Origin of the sequence: Streptomyces abikoensis, from assembly GCF_014648775.1 — a bacterium.
Classification (GTDB): Bacteria; Actinomycetota; Actinomycetes; order Streptomycetales; family Streptomycetaceae; genus Streptomyces; species Streptomyces abikoensis.
This window is the reverse complement of sequence record NZ_BMRT01000004.1, coordinates 433,820-453,709: the sequence shown is the minus strand read 5'-3', so window position 1 is coordinate 453,709 and position 19,890 is coordinate 433,820. Positions and strand designations below refer to the sequence as shown.

Here is a 19,890-nt window from a genome sequence, read left to right as displayed (position 1 = left end):
GAAGGTTCGCCCAGATGACTGCCGAATCGGTCTTCCCACAGCTCGAGGCCCTGCTCCCGCATGTGCAGAAGCCCATCCAGTACGTCGGTGGCGAGCTGAACTCCACCGTCAAGCCCTGGGAGGAGTGCGACGTCCGCTGGTGCCTCATGTACCCGGACGCCTACGAGGTCGGGCTCCCCAACCAGGGCGTCATGATCCTCTACGAGGTCCTCAACGAGCGCGAGGGCGTCCTCGCCGAGCGCACCTACAGCGTGTGGCCCGACCTCGAGGCCCTGATGCGCGAGCACGACGTGCCGCAGTTCACCGTGGACAGCCACCGGCCGGTCAAGGCGTTCGACGTCTTCGGCCTCAGCTTCTCCACCGAGCTCGGCTACACCAACATGCTCACCGCCCTGGACCTCGCCGGGATCCCCCTGGAGGCCAAGGACCGCACGATCGACGACCCGATCGTCCTCGCCGGCGGCCACGCGGCCTTCAACCCCGAGCCCATCGCGGACTTCATCGACTGCGCCGTGATCGGCGACGGCGAGCAGGCCGTGCTGGAGATCACCGAGATCATCCGCGCCTGGAAGGCCGAGGGCCGCCCCGGCGGCCGCGACGAGCTGCTGCTGCGCCTCGCCAAGACCGGCGGCGTGTACGTCCCGCGCTTCTACGACGTGGAGTACCTGCCCGACGGCCGTATCGCCCGTGTCGTGCCCAACCAGTCGGGCGTGCCGTGGCGGGTGTCCAAGCACACCGTCATGGACCTCGACGAGTGGCCGTACCCCAAGCAGCCGCTGGTCCCGCTGGCCGAGACCGTCCACGAGCGGATGTCCGTGGAGATCTTCCGCGGTTGCACGCGCGGCTGCCGCTTCTGCCAGGCCGGCATGATCACGCGCCCCGTGCGCGAGCGCAGCATCACCGGCATCGGCGAGATGGTCGAGAAGGGCCTCAAGGCGACCGGCTTCGAGGAGGTCGGCCTGCTGTCGCTGTCCTCCGCCGACCACACCGAGATCGGCGAGGTCGCCAAGGGCCTGGCCGACCGGTACGAAGAGGACAAGATCGGCCTCTCCCTGCCGTCGACCCGCGTCGACGCGTTCAACGTCGACCTGGCGAACGAGCTGACCCGCAACGGCCGCCGTTCCGGTCTGACGTTCGCCCCCGAGGGCGGCTCCGAGCGCATGCGCAAGGTCATCAACAAGATGGTCTCGGAGGAGGACCTCATCCGGACCGTCGCCACCGCCTACGGCAACGGCTGGCGCCAGGTGAAGCTGTACTTCATGTGCGGCCTCCCCACCGAGACCGACGAGGACGTCCTCCAGATCGCCGACATGGCGACGAACGTCATCGCCAAGGGCCGCGAGGTGTCGAAGTCCAACGACATCCGCTGCACCGTCTCCATCGGCGGTTTCGTGCCCAAGCCGCACACCCCCTTCCAGTGGGCGCCGCAGCTCTCCGCCGAGGAGACCGACGCCCGCCTGGAGAAGCTCCGCGACCGGATCCGCGGTGACAAGAAGTACGGCCGCTCCATCGGTTTCCGCTACCACGACGGCAAGCCCGGCATCATCGAGGGCCTGCTCTCCCGCGGCGACCGCCGCGTCGGCGCCGTCATCCGCGCCGTCTACGAGGACGGCGGCCGCTTCGACGGCTGGCGCGAGCACTTCAGCTACGACCGCTGGATGAAGTGCGCCGAGGCGACGCTGCCCGAGCAGGGCGTCGACGTCGACTGGTACACCACCCGCGAGCGCACCTACGAGGAGGTCCTGCCCTGGGACCACCTGGACTCCGGTCTCGACAAGGACTGGCTCTGGGAGGACTGGCAGGACGCGCTCGACGAGACCGAGGTCGAGGACTGCCGCTGGACCCCGTGCTTCGACTGCGGCGTCTGCCCGCAGATGGACACCCACATCCAGATCGGCCCGACGGGCAAGAAGCTGCTGCCGCTCTCCGTGGTCAAGTGATCCCCGTCCGGTGACGGGGGCGTGCGGGGCTCGGCCCCGCACGCCCCCGTACCACCGGGCCGGCGCGCGTACGCTGGGCAGCAGCACGACCGCACTCACTGAAGGAAAGAACACTGGGCAAGCGACAGCCCGAAGGACCGCCGCCCGCACCCGTGGTGCAGCGCATCCGACTGCGCTACACCAAGCGCGGCCGCCTTCGGTTCACCAGCCACCGCGATTTCCAGCGCGCCTTCGAGCGGGCGCTGCGGCGCGCCGAGGTGCCCATGGCGTACTCGGCGGGCTTCACCCCGCACCCCAAGGTCTCCTACGCCAACGCCGCTCCCACCGGCACGGGCAGCGAGGCCGAGTACCTGGAGATCCAGCTCGCCGAGGCCCGTGACCCCGCGCACCTGCGGGCGCTCCTCGACGAGTCGCTGCCGGCCGGCCTCGACATCGTCGACGCGGTCGAGGCCCACACGTCCTCGTTCGCCGACCGGCTGCAGGCCTCCGTGTGGGAGCTGCGCCTCGACGGCGTCGAGGTCGCGGACGTCCGGCGCGCGGTGGAGGGGTTCCTGGCGGCGGAGACCGTCGAGGTCCAGCGCCGTACCAAAAACGGGTTGCGAACCTTCGACGCGCGTGGCGCGGTGTCCCGACTCGAGGCCCTCGACGCTCCGGCCGATAGGCCGGGCGACGGTGCCTGTGCGATACTGCGGCTGGTTGTTCGGCACGTGACACCTGCCGTACGACCCGACGACGTCCTGTCCGGTCTCCGCGCTGTGGCCGACCTGGCGCCGCCGGTCCCCGCAGCGGTGACCAGGCTGGCGCAGGGGCTGCTCGATGAGGAGTCCGGCACGGTGACCGACCCGCTCGCGCCCGACCGCGACGCCGCCCCGGCCGCCCCACCCACGGCCGCCGGGCCGAGCGCCGCGCAGCAGGTGCCGGAAGGTTCCCGTTAGGGACGGCCGTCGCCGCGCCGCCGCGCCACCAGGGAGCCACCCGGTCCGGCAGGTGCACTGACCAGGAGACTTTCGCCGGTGCCGTGACACTCGGAACCGGCGAGCGAGAACAGCTCCCGTGCGGCGATCGCGCCCCGGGCCGCGGTACCGCGCTCATCACGCGGTGTCGTGGCCGGAACCCGGCGCGGCGCCCGGGAGCGTGACGGGAGAACCGCCCGCATGCTCGAAGCCAATGAGCCCAAGGAGCCGGGGGCCGCGCAGAGCGTTCCCGGCAACAACAACGATGACTCGCCCAGCGACACGCTGCCGCCGCGCCGCCGTCGCCGGGTCGCGTCCCGCCCCGCGGGTTCGCCCGTGACCTCCGGCGCGTCCGAGGCCCCGGCCGAGGCGCCGGCCGCCGAGGCCGCCGCCCCGGAGACCCCGGCGCGTCCGCGCCGCCGGGCCACCCGCAAGACGGCCGCCTCGGCCGCCGTCCAGCCGGCGACGGCCGCGTCGTCCGAGGCCGCCCCGGCCGAGGAGGCGCCCACCCGCCGCCGCGCCACGCGCAAGGCGACGGCTCCGGCCGGCGCGCCGCAGGCCACCGAGGCCGCCGCCGAGCCGGCCGCCGAGGCCGAGGAGGCTTCGGCCGCCCCCGCCCGTACGCGTCGTCGCGCCACCCGTAAGGCGTCCGCTCCGGCGGGTGCCCCGCAGGGTGCCGAGGCCGTCGAGTCGGCCGCCGAGGCCGTTCCGGAGGCCGCGCCCGTCGAGGCCGCCGCCCCCGAGACCCCCGCGCGTCCGCGCCGCCGTGCCACCCGTAAGGCGACGGCTCCGGCCGGTGCGCCGCAGGTCGCCGAGGCCGTCGCCGCCGAGCCGGTCGCCGAGGAGGCGCCCGCCGCCGTGGCCGAGGAGGCCCCCGCCGCCCCCGCCCGTACCCGCCGCCGTGCCACGCGCAAGGCGACGGCTCCGGCCGGCGCGCCGCAGGTCGCCGAAGCCGTCGAGGCCGTCGTGCCCGCCGCCGAGCCGGTCGTCGAGGAGACGCCCGCCGCTGCCGAGGTCGAGGAGGCTCCGGCCGCCCCCGCCCGTACGCGCCGTCGCGCCACCCGTAAGGCGTCCGCCCCGGCGGGTGCCCCGAAGGCCGCCGAGGCCGTCGAGGCCGACGTCGTCGTGCCCGTCGCCGAGGTCGAGGCCGAGGCCGAGGAGGAGCCGGAGGAGGCTCCGGCCGCCGCGCCCGTCCGTACGCGTCGTCGTGCGACGCGCCGCGTGTCCGCCCCGGCCGGTGCGCCGCAGGTCGCCGAGGCCGTGGAGGCCGTTGTGCCCGCCGCCGAGCCGGTCGTCGAGGAGGCGCCCGCTGCCGAGGTCGAGGAGGCTCCGGCCGCCCCCGCCCGTGCGCGCCGTCGTGCCACGCGCCGCGCGTCCGCTCCGGCGGGTGCGCCCAAGGCCGCCGAGGCCGTGGAGCCCGTCGAGGAAGCGGCCGTCGAGGTCGTGACCGAGGCCGAGGAGCCCGAGGCCCGTCCCGCCCGTACGCGCCGTCGTGCGACGCGCCGCGCGTCCGCCCCGGCGGGTGCCCCGCAGGTCGCCGAGGCCGAGGTCGAGGCCGAGGAGGAGCCGGAGGAGGCCCTGGAGGCCGCCGCCGAGCCCGTCGCCGAAGAGGCCCCGGCCCGTCCCGCCCGTACGCGTCGCCGCGCCACGCGCGCCGCCGAGGCCGCCGCTCCGGTGGAGGAGGCCCCCGAGGGCGGCCGTCGCCGCCGTGCGGTGCGTCCGCCGTCGGCCGTCTTCCAGGCGCCGGTCTTCGCCGAGCCGATGTTCCAGACGCCGGAGACCGCTGCCGCGGCCGCCGCCGCCGAGGCCGTCGCCGAGCCGATGGAGGAGGCCGCCCCGCAGGCTCCCGCCGAGGAGCGCGGCCGTCGTCGCCGTCGCCGCCGTGGCGAGCCCGCCGAGCAGGTCGCCCCGGTCGCCCCGGCCGTCGAGGAGGAGCCCGAGGCGCTGGAGGAGCAGGCCGAGGAGGCCGTCGCCGAGGACGAGGAGCTGGGCGAGCGCCCGTCGCGCCGTCGTCGTCGCGGTGGCCGCCGTCGCCGTCGTGGCGAGGCCGCCGAGGCCGAGGGCTACGCGGAGGAGGCTCCGGCCGAGGAGGCCGCCGAGCCCGCCGAGGAGGAGCCCGAGGGCGAGGAGGAGGCCGAGGAGTCGGCCCTCTCGTCCGCCGGCAGCCGTCGTCGCCGTCGTCGCCGTCGGCGCAGCGGTGAGGCCCTGGAGGCCGAGCCGGGCGTGGACGAGCCGGAGCGCACGGTCGTCAAGGTCCGCGAGCCGCGCGAGCGCGCCGCCCGCACCGAGGGCGGCACGGGCTTCGACGAGGTCCAGTCCATCAAGGGCTCGACCCGTATGGAGGCGAAGAAGCAGCGCCGCCGCGAGGGTCGTGAGCAGGGCCGCCGCCGGGTGCCGATCATCACCGAGGCCGAGTTCCTGGCCCGCCGCGAGGCCGTCGAGCGGGTGATGGTCGTGCGTCAGCACGGCGACCGCACGCAGATCGGTGTGCTCGAGGACAACATCCTCGTCGAGCACTTCGTCAACAAGGAGCAGGCCACCAGCTACGTCGGCAACGTCTACCTGGGCAAGGTCCAGAACGTGCTGCCGTCGATGGAGGCCGCGTTCGTCGACATCGGCAAGGGCCGCAACGCCGTCCTGTACGCCGGCGAGGTCAACTTCGAGGCGCTCGGCATGGGCAACGGCCCGCGCCGCATCGAGACCGCGCTGAAGTCCGGCCAGTCCGTGCTCGTGCAGGTCACCAAGGACCCGATCGGCCACAAGGGCGCCCGGCTCACCAGCCAGGTCTCCCTGCCCGGCCGCTACCTGGTCTACGTGCCCGAGGGCTCGATGACCGGCATCAGCCGCAAGCTGCCCGACACCGAGCGCGCGCGCCTGAAGCAGATCCTCAAGAAGATCGTCCCCGAGGACGCGGGCGTCATCGTGCGCACCGCCGCCGAGGGCGCGAGCGAGGACGAGCTGCGCCGTGACGTGGAGCGCCTCCAGGCGCAGTGGGAGGAGATCAAGAAGAAGTCCAAGCAGATCTCGACGAGCGCGCCGAGCCTGCTGTACGGCGAGCCGGACATGACCGTCCGGGTCGTCCGCGACATCTTCAACGAGGACTTCTCCAAGGTCATCGTGAGCGGTGACGAGGCGTGGCAGACCATCCACGGCTATGTCTCGCACGTCGCCCCCGACCTGGCGGACCGGCTGCAGAGGTGGACGTCGGACGTCGACGTCTTCGCCACGTACCGGATCGACGAGCAGCTGTCGAAGGCGCTGGACCGCAAGGTCTGGCTGCCCAGCGGCGGTTCGCTGGTGATCGACCGGACCGAGGCGATGGTCGTCATCGACGTCAACACCGGCAAGTTCACCGGTCAGGGCGGCAACCTCGAGGAGACGGTCACCAGGAACAACCTGGAGGCGGCCGAGGAGATCGTGCGTCAGCTGCGGCTGCGCGACCTCGGCGGCATCATCGTGATCGACTTCATCGACATGGTGCTGGAGTCCAACCGGGACCTGGTGCTGCGGCGCCTGCTGGAGTGCCTGGGCCGGGACCGGACGAAGCACCAGGTCGCCGAGGTGACGTCGCTGGGCCTGGTCCAGATGACCCGCAAGCGGGTGGGCCAGGGCCTGCTGGAGTCCTTCTCCGAGTCGTGCGTCCACTGCAACGGCCGCGGTGTGATCGTCCACATGGACCAGCCGTCCTTCGTGGGCGGTGGCGGCGGCGGTGCCGTCGGTGGCAAGCGGGGCAAGAAGAAGGGCAAGGCCGCCGCCGAGCCGGTCGCCGAGGCCGCTCCGGCCGTCGCCGAGGCTCCCGCCGAAGCGGCCGCCGAGGCGCCCGAGCTGGAGCCGGTGCCGGTGGCCGAGGCGGATCTGGTGCCCACGGTCGCCGGTGACGACGAGTGGTTCAGCAGCCCCGCCGAGGCCGAGGCGGCCGCGCGCAGCCGCGGTGGCCGTACGCGCCGCCGGGCGACGCGCAGGGTGTCCGCGCCGCAGGCCCCGGCCGAGCCGGAGGTCGTCGTGGTGGAGGCCGCGCCGGCCGAGCCCGCCCCGGAGCCCGAGGCGGCGCCCGCGCCGGTCGTCGAGCCCGAGGTCGTGCCGGAGGCCGTCGTCGAGCCGGTGGCCGAGGTGGCCGCGCCGGTCCGTACGCGCCGTCGTGTCACCCGTAAGGCGTCCGCTCCGGCGGGTTCGCCCGCCGGGGCCGAGGACGCCGCGGTGCTCGTCGTCGCCGCGCCGGAGCCCGAGGCGCCGGCCGCCGAGGAGCCCGTGGTGGTGGCCGAGGCCGACGTCGAGGTGATGGCCGACGCGGAGCCCGAGGCCGCCCCCGCCAAGAAGACGGCCCGTAAGACGGCCGCCAAGAAGGCGACGGCGAAGAAGGCGACCACGGCCAAGAAGGCGGCGGCGAAGAAGACCACCACCGCCAAGAAGGCGACGGCGAAGAAGACGGCCACGAAGACGGCCGCCAAGAAGGCGCCCGCCAAGCGGACGGCGAAGAAGGCCGTGGCGGCCGAGCCCGCCGCGGAGGACTGAGCCACCGCCCTCGCCGGGGCGGGCCCTTGACGGCCCGCCCCGGCAGGGGGTCGGTTTGACCCCCTGGTCAAGGCCCCGTAACCTTGACCGTCGGTGTCTGTGCAAACCTGTGCGACACCGAAACCCCTGAGCAAACACCTCCCGGCCCCGCCGGGGGAGGCCGCTCGTCCTTTCAGGATCGTCATGGGCCCCACCCGTGCGAGCGGCTGGCATCAGAGGTCCGTTCCTAGCGAGAGAGAGTTCCGCGTGTACGCGATCGTGCGCACCGGCGGCCGCCAGCAGAAGGTTGCTGTCGGCGACGTCATCGAGGTTGACCGTATTTCCACCAGCAAGGTCGGCGACACCGTCGAGCTCTCCACGCTGCTGGTCGTCGACGGTGACGCTGTCACCAGCGACCCCTGGGTCCTGGCCGGCGTGAAGGTTCAGGCCGAGATTGTCGACCACCACAAGGGCGACAAGATCCGGATCCAGAAGTACAAGAACAAGACCGGTTACAAGAAGCGCATCGGTCACCGTCAGCTGCACACCGCGCTGAAGATCACCGGCATCGACGCCCCGGCGAAGTAAGGGACTGACACAAAATGGCACACAAGAAGGGCGCATCGTCCACCCGGAACGGTCGCGACTCCAACGCTCAGCGGCTCGGCGTGAAGCGCTTCGGCGGTCAGCTCGTCAACGCCGGTGAGATCCTGGTCCGCCAGCGCGGCACCCACTTCCACCCGGGCGCCGGTGTCGGTCGCGGTGGCGACGACACCCTGTTCGCGCTGAACGCCGGTGCGGTGCAGTTCGGCACCCACCGTGGCCGCAAGGTCGTCAACATCGTCCCGGTCGCCTGATCATCTGATCAGCACTCCGTAGAGCGATGAGCGAGGGCGGACCTCGCTTCCCCGGCGGGGAAGCAGGTCCGCCCTTGTCGCGTTACAACAGAGACATTCCCGCACTTATCTGCGTATCTGGAGGCACCCCGCTATGACCACCTTCGTGGACCGCGTCGAGCTGCATGTCGCCGCGGGTAACGGAGGCCACGGCTGCGCCTCCGTGCATCGCGAGAAGTTCAAGCCCCTCGGTGGCCCCGACGGCGGCAACGGCGGCCGTGGCGGTGATGTGACGCTGGTCGTCGACCAGGCCGTCACCACGCTTCTGGAGTACCACCACAGCCCGCACCGCAAGGCCACCAACGGCAAGCCCGGCGAGGGCGGCAACCGCTCCGGCAAGGACGGCACGGACCTCGTCCTGCCGGTCCCGGACGGCACGGTCGTCCTCGACCGGCACGGCAACGTCCTCGCGGACCTCGTCGGCCAGGGCACCACCTACGTCGCCGCCCAGGGCGGCCGCGGCGGCCTCGGCAACGCCGCGCTGGCCTCGGCCCGCCGCAAGGCGCCGGGCTTCGCGCTGCTGGGCGAGCCGGGCGACTACCAGGACATCGTCCTGGAGCTGAAGACCGTCGCCGACGTGGCCCTGGTCGGCTACCCGAGCGCCGGCAAGTCCTCGCTGATCTCGGTGCTCTCCGCGGCCAAGCCGAAGATCGCGGACTACCCCTTCACCACCCTCGTCCCCAACCTGGGCGTGGTCACCGCCGGCGCGACGGTCTACACCATCGCCGACGTCCCCGGTCTGATCCCCGGCGCCAGCCAGGGCAAGGGCCTGGGCCTGGAGTTCCTGCGCCACGTCGAGCGCTGCTCGGTGCTGGTGCACGTCCTGGACACCGCGACGCTGGAGTCCGAGCGCGACCCGCTGAGCGACCTCGACGTCATCGAGGCCGAGCTCAAGGAGTACGGCGGCCTGGAGAACCGGCCCCGCCTCGTCGTCCTCAACAAGGTCGACATCCCGGACGGCCTGGACCTCGCCGAGATGGTCCGCCCCGAGCTGGAGTCCCGCGGCTACCGGGTCTTCGAGGTCTCGGCGGTCTCCCGCCACGGCCTGAAGGAGCTCTCCTTTGCGCTGGCCGACATCGTGGCGAAGTCGCGTGCCGCGAAGCCGAAGGAGGAGGCGACCCGCATCGTCATCCGCCCGAAGGCCGTCGACGACGCGGGCTTCACCGTCACCCAGGAGGAGGACGGCCTCTTCCGCGTGCGCGGCGAGAAGCCGGAGCGCTGGGTGCGCCAGACCGACTTCAACAACGACGAGGCCGTGGGCTACCTGGCCGACCGCCTCAACCGCCTCGGTGTCGAGGAGGAGCTGATGAAGGCCGGTGCCCGCGCGGGCGACGGCGTGGCCATCGGCCCCGAGGACAACGCGGTCGTCTTCGACTGGGAGCCCACGATGCTCTCCGGCGCCGAGATGCTGGGCCGCCGCGGTGAGGACCACCGCTTCGAGGCCCCGCGCCCGGCGGCGCAGCGCCGCCGCGACAAGCAGGCGGAGCGCGACGAGTCGGACCAGGAGTACGAGGGCTTCGACCCGTTCGCGTAAGTCTTGTTCTCAAACTCCCCAGCTACCGCTGGGAGGGTGCCGGAGGGGCTGGATTCGTCCAGCCCCTCCGGCGTTTTCGCGGGCGCTCAACCGCCTTGGGCGGTCTCCGACTCCTCCGCCGAGGCGAGGCGGGGGGCCGGGATCTCCGAGGCGCGGGCCTCCATCCGGGCCCGGCGCTCGTCCGACTTCGCGGCCAGTGCCAGTGCCGCCGCGTTGAAGCGCGTCAGTGAGGGCGGGTCGGCCGGGCCGAGCAGCCGGACCTTGAGCTCCGCGCGCGCCGCCGCCAGGTGGTCGAGGGAGGGGTCGCGGACGGCCGCGAGGAGCGCGGGGACGCCCTCGGCGCCGGGCGTGAGGATCGTCGCCGCGCCGACGGTGGGGAAGGCCGCCCGGAACTCCTCCTCCGTCAGCCCGCTGGTGTTCGCGACCGCATAGGGCTTCTCGCTGATCAGATAGTCGGATACGACGCTGGAGACATCGCTGATCAGCAGGTCCGAGCGGTTGAAACAGCCGTAGAGCGAGGGACGGGCCTCGGTGACGACCTGGTGCTCCCACTCCGGCAGCGAGGCCCAGTAGGCCGCCTCCCAGGCGGCCGTGGCGGCCTCGACGGTCTCGGCGCGGCCCTTGTCCGGCGTGGACTGCAGCAGCATGCGCTCGACCTCGTCGGCGCTGTCGCGGAAGTGGCAGGTGGTGAGCCGGTCCAGTTCGGCCGTGCGGCGGGCGAGTTCGGCTGCCGCCTCCGGCCCGGGGCGGGGGCCGGACCGTTCGGCGGCGGCCCGGCGGATCAGCGCCTGGACGCGCTGGTCGGCACGGCCCGCGCGCGGGTCCACGGAGCCCGTCATGGGGTGCGGCTTGTACAGCACGCGCACGCCGGGGTCGGCGAGCAGGGCGCGCACGATGTTCTCCCCCGCGAGGATGACCGACGTGTTGCCGGGGTTGCCGTCCCAGCCCTCCCACGTGGGGGCGTAGAGGACGGTCAGGTACGGCCCGGTGGGCGCGGCACCGCCGGCCGGTTCGATCGGCGCCAGCTGGGGGCGGCCCACCTCGACGACGTCCTTGTCCTCCACGCCGATGTCGGCGAGCTGGTAGCGCTCCCGGGCGGCGGGGCCCGCGACCCAGACCTCGTCGTAGGCCTTCGCGTAGGGGTTGCAGCTGGAGAGCTTGTCGCTCTCGCCGTGGTTGACGAAGGCGTGCTTGATGGACGGCATGCGCAGGACCTGCGAGGTCTTACCGGAGTTGGCCGGGTGCAGCATCATCTTCAGCGTGGACTTCTCCAGGGCCATCAGATGGACGACCTTGGGGATGCACAGCACGGGCACGTCGGTGGCCTCGATCTTCTGCATCATGAACCGCTCGCGCAGCACGATCAGCGGGCTGCCGTCCAGCGCGCCCATGGTCGAGAGCCACATGTTCGCCTGGTACGCCGAGGTCGTCCCGCCGGAGAAGTACATGCCCATGGTGGGGCGGTAGTCCGCCAGCCAGCGGTCCAGCCACTCCAGCGCCCGCGCCTCGTCGACCGGCCGGTTCCCCGGGCGCAGCCAGCCCGCCAGGTAGGCGGTGCCGCCGAGCGCGCAGGCGAGCGCGGCGCTGACGCCCGCCACGGCCCAGAACTCCTCGCCGGTGGCGGCGGACGTCAGCATCCCGGCCGTGGCCGGCACGGCGAAGCGCAGCAGCCTGCGGCTGTGCTGACGGGCCAGCAGCCGGGGCGGCGCGGAGGTCAGCCGCAGTCCGGTGGTGTCGATGTTCCGGGTGAGGAAGGGCAGGGTGCGGCTGCGGCGGACGAGGATCGCGGTGACCTGGCAGGCGAGGTGGGCGCCGTAGAAGAGCACCAGCCCCGCGACGACGGGGGCGTAGTCGCGGGGCGCGTCGTCGCCGCCCAGGCGCAGCAGGCCGAGGAGGATCAGCATGTCGCGCTGGAGCTGCCGGACCATGACGTCGAAGCGGATCTTGCCGAGCACGGCGACCAGCCCGGGGTCGCGGTGCTGGAGGAGGAGGTCGAGCGCGAGGGCGGCCGCCGAGGAGGAGACCAGCAGGGGGGCGTCCGGCAGCAGGGCGCCGACGAGCTGGGCGACGAGCAGGGCCAGCATCGAGAGCAGCGCCGCGAGCTGTGCCGCCCGGCGGGAGGCTGTTCCGGCAGAAGGCACGGGAAGGCTCCTGGCAGGAGTGCGTGGGGGATGCGTGGGGGAGGGGCCGTCGTGACCCACCGGCGGGTACCACGGAGTGAACGATCGGTGACAGACCGTATGACGGTGGCAGGCCGGCGGGCAATCTTCCATCCGGCCGATCAGCCCAAAACGGCGGCGAACGGACGCAATCGTCAGACGGTAGATTTGCGGGTCCGGAACAGTCCGCCGACCGGCGGAGCATCGGTGATCACAGGGGTGTACGTACGTTGACTGGGGCAGAGCAGCCGGAGGAGGTCCGGCGGGAGGTCGTCGCGGCCCGCAGGATCGTGGTCAAGGTGGGGTCCTCCTCACTCACCACTGCGGGTGGAGGACTGGACGCGGACCGGGTTGACGCGCTCGTCGACGCTCTGGCCAAGACTCTGGCCGCGCGGGGCGCGGGGGAGAAGGAGATAGTCCTGGTCTCCTCGGGCGCCATCGCCGCCGGCCTGTCCCCGCTGGGCCTTCCCCGGCGCCCCCGTGACCTGGCCCGGCAGCAGGCCGCGGCCAGCGTCGGGCAGGGGCTGCTGGTCGCCCGGTACACGGCTTCCTTCGCCCGTTACGGGCGCCGGGTCGGCCAGGTGCTGCTGACCACGGACGACACCAGCCGCCGCGCGCACTACCGCAACGCCCGCCGGACGCTGGACCAGCTGCTGGCCATGGGCGCGGTGCCCGTCGTCAACGAGAACGACACCGTCGCCACGGACGAGATCCGCTTCGGCGACAACGACCGGCTGGCGGCGCTCGTCGCGCATCTGGTCCGGGCCGATCTGCTGGTCCTGCTCTCGGACGTCGACGGCCTGTACGACGGCGACCCCAGCATCCCGGGCACCTCCCGGATCGCCGAGGTCACCGGCGAGAAGGAGCTGGAGGGGATCTCCATCGGCAGCGCGGGCAAGGCCGGCGTGGGCACCGGTGGCATGGTCACCAAGGTCGAGGCGGCCCGGATCGCCGCCGCGGCCGGCATCCCCGTCGTCCTCACCTCCGCCAGCCAGGCGGTCGACGCCCTGCGCGGGCGCCCCACCGGCACGTACTTCCACCGCACGGGCCGCCGCTCCGCCGACCGGCTGCTGTGGCTCGCGCACGCCTCCACGCCGCGGGGCGCCCTGACCCTGGACGAGGGGGCCGTGCGGGCCGTCGTCGAGGGCACCGGCTCGCTGCTGCCGGCGGGCATCGCGGCGGTCGAGGGCGAGTTCAGCGCGGGCGACCCGGTGGAGCTGCGGGACCCGGCGGGCCGGGCGGTGGCGCGCGGCCTGGTGACCTACGACGCCGGGGAGATCCCCCAACTGCTGGGCCGCTCCACCCGCGACCTGGCGCGCGAGCTGGGCCCGGGCTACGAGCGGGAGGTCGTCCACCGCGACGACCTGGTCGTGCTGCGCGGCTGAGCCCGGTCGCGCCGCGCGGCTCGGCGCCGCGCTCCCGGTCGCGAATGCCGTGTCGCTGACGGGCGTTAACCACGGAGGACAGGGTCCCGGTAAGTCCAGCCTTTCCATGGACCCTTTCCGTAAAACCGTCACGCGGCCGCCCGCCGACTGGTCAACTTTGATACACGGGGCCGTCGTCGGACGGGCGGTCCCACGGCACCACACGGCTCCGCCGCACGCGCGCGGAGCGGCGAGCAACAGGAGGCCGCCGGTGAGACGAGGGCGCCCGGGGGCACTGCCCCGAGGCACGGCTGGGCGGACACTGACCAGCGTCGGGACGGCCGGGACGGACGACAGGCCGGGGGAGCGCACCGAGACCGCCGCGAGCGGCGCGCCCTCGCGGCTGTGGCACGTCACCCTCAGCGTCTCGGGCACCGAGGCGCCGCTGGGGGAGGTCCGGCGGGCGCTGGAGCAGCTCGCCCACGACCACCCGTTCCTGCTGACCAGCCGCTACGCCAACGATCACGCGGAGATCCGCTACTGGGAGGAGGCGCGCGACCTCCACGACGCGGCGGCCGTGGCGCTGCGGCTGTGGGGTGAGCACCGTTCCACGGCCAGGCTGCCGCCGTGGGAGATCGTCGGGCTCGAGGTCATCGACCGTGAGACGTATCACCAGCGGGTCGCCGAGGGCTACGGCCCGCTGCCGGCCACCCCGGTCGGGGTGCACCCCTTCTGACCGCCCTCGATGGGCTTGATCGCCGCTGATCACCGGCGGTGGGATGGTCGCGGCCGTCCCGGAGTGTGGAATTCCGGGTGGTCGCGGCCCGCCCGCGGTTAGGCTGCGGCCATGAGCAGCGTTTTCCCCTCCCCCCTCGCCGACCCCATGCCGCAGTCCCCGGTGCTGCGTGCCGCCTACCGCGCCCGCGCCGCGGCCGCCGAGCTCGCGCCACTGCCGCGCTCGGCGAAGGACGAGGCGCTGCTGGCGATCGCCGACGCGCTGGAGGTCCGTACCCGCGAGATCGTCGAGGCCAACGCCGAGGACGTCGAGAAGGCCCGGGCCGCCGGTACGAGCGAGAGCGTGGTCGACCGGCTCACCCTCACCCCCGAGCGGGTGCGTGCCATCGCCAAGGACGTCCGGGACGTGGTGGCGCTGCCCGACCCGGTGGGCGAGGTCGTGCGTGGCTCCACGCTGCCCAACGGCATCGACCTGCGGCAGGTGCGGGTGCCGCTGGGCGTCGTCGGCATCATCTACGAGGCCCGGCCGAACGTGACCGTCGACGCCGCCGCCCTCTGCTTGAAGTCCGGCAACGCCGTGCTGCTGCGCGGCTCGTCCTCCGCGTACGCCTCCAACACCGCCCTGGTGCGGGTGATCCGTGACGCCGTGGGCGGCGCGGGGCTGCCGGCCGACGCGGTGCAGCTGGTGCCGGGCGAGAGCCGGGAGTCCGTACGGGAGTTGATGCGCGCCCGGGGCATGGTCGACGTGCTCATCCCGCGCGGCGGCGCCTCCCTGATCCGCACGGTCGTCGAGGAGTCGACCGTCCCGGTGATCGAGACGGGCACGGGCAACTGCCACGTGTACGTCGACGCCGAGGCCGACCTGGACATGGCCGTGGAGATCCTCGTCAACTCCAAGGCCAGCCGCGTCAGCGTCTGCAACGCCGCCGAGACCCTGCTGGTGCACCGCGACATCGCGGAGCGCTTCCTGCCGCGCGCCCTGGAGGCGCTGGCGGCGGCCGGCGTGACCGTCCACGGCGACGAGCGGGTGGTGGAGCTGGCGAAGGGCTCCCCGGCCACGGTCGTGCCCGCGACGACCGAGGACTGGGAGACCGAGTACCTCTCGTACGACATCGCCGCCGCCGTGGTGGACGACCTGGACACGGCCGTGCGCCACATCCGGCTGTGGACCTCCGGGCACACCGAGGCGATCGTCACCACCTCCCAGGCGGCGGCCCGCCGTTTCACCCAGCTGGTGGACTCCACCACGGTCGCGGTCAACGCCTCGACCCGGTTCACCGACGGAGGTCAGTTCGGTTTCGGTGCCGAGATCGGCATCTCCACGCAGAAGCTCCACGCGCGCGGCCCGATGGGGCTGCCCGAGCTGACGTCGACGAAGTACATCGTCACGGGCGACGGCCACGTGCGCTAGCCGCTGCGGGCGGCGGGCCCACGGCGGATCCATGGCGGGTCCGTAGGGGGCCCGCGCCGGGTGGGCGGTGGGCCGGCGGTGGGCCGAATTCCCGTACCGGCCGCGCGGATTGACCGGTTCGGGTCTACGCTGGACGGGTGCCGGACGACGTGGGGGGCAAGCCGTTCCCGGACGGCGAGGAGCCCGACAGCCACCTCCGTGGGGGCGCGGACGACCCGTTCGCCTCCATGGTCTTCGACGAGGAGTTCGTGCGGTCCGCGACGATCCACGAACCCTCCGCGGTCGAGCGGATGCTCGCCGCCGACCGGGCCCGCGCCGAGGCCGACGCCGCGCGCTCGCGGCCCGGCGGCGGCTCCGCCGACGACGATCCGTACGACGACGCGCGCGGTGGCCCGGCCGGTCGCCACGGCCGGCTGAACGGGCCGCAGGGCCTCACCCGCGACCTGGACCCGGACGACGCCTACGGCCCCTACGGGCGCTACGGCATCGCGCGCGGGCCCTACCGGGGGCACGCCCGCTGGCAGCGCCCGGTCGCCTGGGTGCTCGCCGTCGTGATGGGCATAGGCGTGATCGCCCTCGCCTTCACCGCCGTCTACCGGGGCGGCTCCTCCGGCGGCCGGCAGAGCCCCGCCCCGCCGCCCGCGACCACCGGCGTGGACGCCCAGGTGGGGGAGGTGCGGGTGCCGTTGCCGTCGGTCTCGGCGGACTCCGAGCCGCCGGTGGCCTCGGCGGTGCCGCCCTCCCGCTGAACCGGTCACCGAAAGTGAGTTTTCGTTCCCTGGAAGTCGCTTTCTGTCATCCCGTGACCGATCGCAGGAGTCCTGGCCAAGACTCGGGTTCCCCCGCCCGGCCGCTTGAAATCTCGTCGGAACTTGTCGCGTACCAGGGCGTTTACCGAAGCCGCCACGGACCTACTCTTGAGATATGAACGGGCCTGGAGACCCCCCTGAGGGCACGCCCGAGGGCCCCCAGGGAGGCGGTGACGAGGAGTACCGATCCGTCGTCTTCGACGAATCGTTCGTCCGCGCTGCCCGCCTCCAGGAGTTCTCCGCCCGCGAGCGGATGGACGACCACGCCCCCGCCGTCCGCACCCGCCACGCCTGGGCCCGCGTCAGCGCCTCCCGGCAGGTGCTGCTGCTGGTGATACTGATCGCCCTCGCCTTCGGCACCGCCGTCTACATGGGGCTGCGCCACCCGTACAAGGAGCCGAAGCCGCCCGCCGCCGAGGCGCTGCGGATCGCCCTTGTGCCCCTCGCCCCGCGCGATCCCGTGCCCGGCGCCCCCGCCGCGAGGGACCTCTTCGACAACAGCCCGGCCGGCCGGCTGCGCGACGGAGCCGAGGGCGTCACCCTTCCGGCCGCACGGCGCACCCAGAATTTCTCCGAGAGCCTGGTGATGGCCGCGCTCGCCACGGCCAAGGAGTACACGGTCAAGTCCGCGCTCGACCCGCGCGTGCTCGTCGGCGGCAACCAGCGGGCCGTACGGCTGCTGCTCGCCCCCTCCCAGCTGGAGCAGTTCGACCGCAGCTTCAGCCGCCCCGCCGACGACGGGCAGCACGCGGCCACCGGCTGGCTGGTCCGCTTCGACCCGGGCCAGGTGGCCCTCGCCGACCGCACCGTCCGCAGCCAGGGCACGTTCACGGTCGTGGAGGCGTCCCCGGCCGCGCTGGAGGTCTCCGCCGACCACACGTTCGTCTACGCGCTGCGCCCGGCCGCCAAGGCGGGCGCGGCGGACGTCTCGCTGTTCGTCGTGCGGCGCACGCTGCGCTTCCGCTTCGACCGGGACGACCTCCAGGAGCACCACGTCCAGGTGCTGCAGAGCCAGACGCAGGCCGGGCCGGAGTCCTGCTCGGCGGAGGACGCGTCCTTCCTGCGGCCGCTGTTCGCGGGTGAGAAGGCCGCGACGGAGGGCCCGGCGGGCACCGACCCCTACGCGACGGGCGCCACCACGACCGACCTCTGCGGCACCCTGGCGCCGTCGGCCCAGCCGACGCCGCCCCGGCACTGAGGGCGCCGGCGGCCTGCCGGTACTAGGGCGCGTCGTTCCTCGGCGGGTTCCTCGGCGCGTCGCCCTTGGGGCCGGGGCCGGGCCCGCGTCCGAACAGCTTGCCGCCCAGGTCGCTCGCCCCGCCCGCGATGTCGCGCACCAGCCCCATCAGCGGGTCCTTGCTCGCCCGCACCGACTCCGCGTAGTGGTTCGCCGATTCCCGGAAGGAGTCGGTCACCGAGGCGTCCTTGTCGTCCTCGCGCCGCGCGTAGTGGCCGTCCATGATCCGCTGGTAGTCGCGGCTCTCGGACCACTTCTTCAGCTCCGCCGCGCGCACGGTGGTGAACGGATGGCTGCGCGGCAGCACGTTCATGATCTTCAGGACGGAGTCGCGCAGGTCGCCGCCGCGCTCGTACTCCTCGGCCTGGGCGAGGAACGCGTCCACGTTCATCTCGTGGAGATGGTTGCCGCCCGCGACCTTCATCAGGCCGCGCATCGAGGCCCGCGGATCCTGGCCCACCAGCAGCCCCGCCCGGTCCGCCGACAGCTCCGACTTCCGGAACCACTCGCGCAACGCCGTCACGATCGCCGCCACCGCCATCCCGCCCAGCGGGATCCAGGCGACCTTGACCGCCATCTCGGTCAGGAACAGCAGGATCGTGCGGTACACCGCGTGCCCGGACAGCGCGTGGCCGACCTCGTGGCCCACGGCCGCCCGCATCTCCTCCTCGTCCAGCAGCTCCACCAGGCCCGTCGTCACCACGATGACCGGCTCGTCCAGCCCCACGCACATGGCGTTGGGCCGCGGATCCTGCGTGACGTACATCGGCGGGACCTTCGGCAGGTCCAGCACGGCACAGGCGTCCAGCAGCATCGCGTGCAGATGCGGGAACTGGAGCTCGCCCACCCGCACCGACTCCGACAGGAACAGCAGCCGCAGACTGCGCTCCGGCAGCAGCCCGCTCAGCGCCTTGAACACCGTGTCGAAACCGCTCAGCCTGCGCAGCGCCACCAGGGCGGAGCGATCCGCCGGGTGCTCGTAGGCCCGCGAGGAGATGCCGGGGAACCGCCTGCGGTCCCGGCCGGGCAGCCGCTCCGGGCCCCCGGGCACGTACTCCTGGCTGTCGCTCATCGAGACCCCCTGACACGTCGGCCGGGCGCGGTCCGCACCGGGCTTTCCGGACCCCAGCCTAGGCCGTGCCACCGACATGGCTACCGTGGAGGCATGCCCGACATCACCGCTCTCGCCGCCCATCCCGGACTCATCGAGGTCCTCGCCGTCTCCAAGGGGGACCAGGGCCCCGGCGCCCTGCTGCGCACCGTCCTGATCGTCGGGCTCGTGGGCGTCCCCCTCGTCGCCTGGCTCCTGCTGCGCGGCTATCGCAAGTAGCCGCCGGAGCCCCCGCCGGCCGGCCCCGGCGACGCTCACGCGGCGGGCCCGCCGGCCCGTACACGTGGAGTCGGCGTGAGCTCCGCATAAGGGCCCGCATACGATGTGGCAGAAGTCTCCAACCGTTAACCCGATCCCTCCCGGATAGGTTCTGCCGACGTGAACATCGCCACCGCCCACAGCGCCCTGGTCTCCCTCGCCGCCGAGGGCCACCACGTGGACACCCACGAGAGCCTCAGCCCCGCCATCACCGGTGGCTCCGCCCTGGTCATCCTGCTGCTCCTGCTGTGGATCACCACCCGTTTCAACCGCGACCGCTGATCCCACCGGTCCCTGGCGAACCGGCGTGGAAACGCGCCCAGTAGGGTCTGCACGCATGGGAGAGCAGACAGAGCCCGGGAAGCGGCGGCTCGGAGTGATGGGCGGGACGTTCGATCCCATCCACCACGGTCACCTGGTCGCCGCGAGCGAAGTGGCCGCGCAGTTCCACCTGGACGAGGTGGTCTTCGTGCCGACCGGGCAGCCGTGGCAGAAGAGCCACCGTGCGGTGTCCCCCGCCGAGGACCGCTATCTGATGACGGTGATCGCCACCGCGTCCAACCCGCAGTTCTCGGTCAGCCGGATCGACATCGACCGCGGTGGCCCCACCTACACCACGGACACCCTCCGTGAGCTGCGGGACCTCAACGAGAACGCGGACCTGTTCTTCATCACCGGCGCCGACGCCCTCGCGCAGATCCTCACCTGGCGGGACACCGAGGAGCTCTTCTCGCTGGCCCACTTCATCGGCGTCACCCGGCCGGGCCACATACTGGCCAACCCGGGGCTGCCCGAGGACCGGGTCTCCTTCGTGGAGGTCCCCGCCCTCGCCATCTCCTCCTCCGACTGCCGCGCCCGTGTGGCGCAGGGCGAGCCCGTCTGGTACCTCGTGCCCGACGGTGTGGTGCGCTACATCGACAAGCGCAAGCTGTACCGTCACGACGGCTGAACCGCACGACGGCCGGCTCCGGCCCGCCGGCCACCGAGGGGCA

Annotated in this window: 16 protein-coding genes; 14 read left to right on the top strand and 2 right to left on the bottom strand. The window is 73.1% G+C overall.

The window, feature by feature from the left end:
* Positions 1 to 14 precede the first annotated feature (14 nt).
* The 6 genes from IE096_RS16330 to obgE all read left to right on the top strand — a co-directional run bounded on the left by IE096_RS16330 (position 15) and on the right by obgE (position 9,814).
* Positions 15 to 1,940 carry a TIGR03960 family B12-binding radical SAM protein gene (locus tag IE096_RS16330; RefSeq protein WP_189452288.1) on the top strand — a complete coding sequence of 642 codons (1,926 nt, stop codon included), beginning with the start codon at positions 15 to 17 and terminating at the stop codon, positions 1,938 to 1,940.
* Between the two features lie 155 nt (positions 1,941 to 2,095).
* A complete protein-coding gene (locus tag IE096_RS16325) occupies positions 2,096 to 2,875 on the top strand; it encodes a TIGR03936 family radical SAM-associated protein (protein WP_189452825.1) in 780 nt (259 codons plus the stop codon).
* Positions 2,876 to 3,094: 219 nt separating this feature from the next.
* Positions 3,095 to 7,405, top strand: a complete 4,311-nt coding sequence (locus tag IE096_RS16320) for an Rne/Rng family ribonuclease (protein WP_189452286.1) — start codon at positions 3,095 to 3,097, stop codon at positions 7,403 to 7,405.
* 246 nt (positions 7,406 to 7,651) lie between these two features.
* Positions 7,652 to 7,972, top strand: a complete 321-nt coding sequence (gene rplU / locus IE096_RS16315; RefSeq protein WP_189452284.1) for a 50S ribosomal protein L21 — start codon at positions 7,652 to 7,654, stop codon at positions 7,970 to 7,972.
* 14 nt (positions 7,973 to 7,986) lie between these two features.
* The gene (gene rpmA / locus IE096_RS16310) at positions 7,987 to 8,241 is read left to right on the top strand and encodes a 50S ribosomal protein L27 (protein WP_126914116.1); all 255 of its coding nucleotides are present in this window, start codon (positions 7,987 to 7,989) and stop codon (positions 8,239 to 8,241) included.
* Positions 8,242 to 8,374: 133 nt separating this feature from the next.
* Positions 8,375 to 9,814: a GTPase ObgE gene (gene obgE, locus IE096_RS16305; RefSeq protein WP_189452282.1), complete on the top strand. Its 1,440-nt coding sequence runs from the start codon at positions 8,375 to 8,377 to the stop codon at positions 9,812 to 9,814.
* Between the two features lie 86 nt (positions 9,815 to 9,900).
* Here the strand turns inward: obgE and IE096_RS16300 are convergent, their stop codons facing one another.
* Entirely contained in the window at positions 9,901 to 11,955 is a 2,055-nt protein-coding gene (locus tag IE096_RS16300) for a hypothetical protein (RefSeq protein WP_189452280.1), read from the bottom strand.
* A 308-nt stretch (positions 11,956 to 12,263) separates the two neighbouring features.
* Here IE096_RS16300 and proB point away from each other — a divergent pair, with 308 nt between their 5' ends.
* From proB to IE096_RS16275, 5 genes are all read left to right on the top strand, one after another.
* Positions 12,264 to 13,358, top strand: a complete 1,095-nt coding sequence (gene proB, locus IE096_RS16295) for a glutamate 5-kinase (protein WP_229820300.1) — start codon at positions 12,264 to 12,266, stop codon at positions 13,356 to 13,358.
* Positions 13,359 to 13,608: 250 nt separating this feature from the next.
* Positions 13,609 to 14,073 carry a DUF8830 family protein gene (locus tag IE096_RS16290; protein ID WP_189452276.1) on the top strand — a complete coding sequence of 155 codons (465 nt, stop codon included), beginning with the start codon at positions 13,609 to 13,611 and terminating at the stop codon, positions 14,071 to 14,073.
* Between the two features lie 111 nt (positions 14,074 to 14,184).
* A complete protein-coding gene (locus IE096_RS16285; RefSeq protein WP_189452275.1) occupies positions 14,185 to 15,483 on the top strand; it encodes a glutamate-5-semialdehyde dehydrogenase in 1,299 nt (432 codons plus the stop codon).
* A gap of 137 nt (positions 15,484 to 15,620) precedes the next feature.
* Positions 15,621 to 16,232, top strand: a complete 612-nt coding sequence (locus IE096_RS16280; protein WP_189452272.1) for an SCO2584 family spore wall biosynthesis protein — start codon at positions 15,621 to 15,623, stop codon at positions 16,230 to 16,232.
* 175 nt (positions 16,233 to 16,407) lie between these two features.
* The gene (locus IE096_RS16275) at positions 16,408 to 17,490 is read left to right on the top strand and encodes an SCO2583 family membrane protein (RefSeq protein WP_189452270.1); all 1,083 of its coding nucleotides are present in this window, start codon (positions 16,408 to 16,410) and stop codon (positions 17,488 to 17,490) included.
* A 22-nt stretch (positions 17,491 to 17,512) separates the two neighbouring features.
* On the opposite strand, the gene IE096_RS16270 is transcribed toward IE096_RS16275, so the two are convergent.
* Positions 17,513 to 18,601 (bottom strand): M48 family metallopeptidase, encoded by a 1,089-nt coding sequence (locus tag IE096_RS16270; RefSeq protein WP_189452267.1) that lies wholly within the window; start codon positions 18,599 to 18,601, stop codon positions 17,513 to 17,515.
* Positions 18,602 to 18,694: 93 nt separating this feature from the next.
* Between IE096_RS16270 and IE096_RS16265 the strand changes: the two genes are divergently transcribed.
* From IE096_RS16265 to nadD, 3 genes are all read left to right on the top strand, one after another.
* Positions 18,695 to 18,859 carry a hypothetical protein gene (locus IE096_RS16265; protein WP_189452891.1) on the top strand — a complete coding sequence of 55 codons (165 nt, stop codon included), beginning with the start codon at positions 18,695 to 18,697 and terminating at the stop codon, positions 18,857 to 18,859.
* Positions 18,860 to 19,018: 159 nt separating this feature from the next.
* Positions 19,019 to 19,180, top strand: coding sequence for a hypothetical protein (locus tag IE096_RS16260; protein WP_189452265.1), 162 nt, complete (start codon positions 19,019 to 19,021; stop codon positions 19,178 to 19,180).
* Positions 19,181 to 19,235: 55 nt separating this feature from the next.
* Positions 19,236 to 19,847, top strand: a complete 612-nt coding sequence (nadD, locus tag IE096_RS16255) for a nicotinate-nucleotide adenylyltransferase (RefSeq protein WP_189452263.1) — start codon at positions 19,236 to 19,238, stop codon at positions 19,845 to 19,847.
* The last annotated feature ends 43 nt before the right edge of the window (positions 19,848 to 19,890 follow it).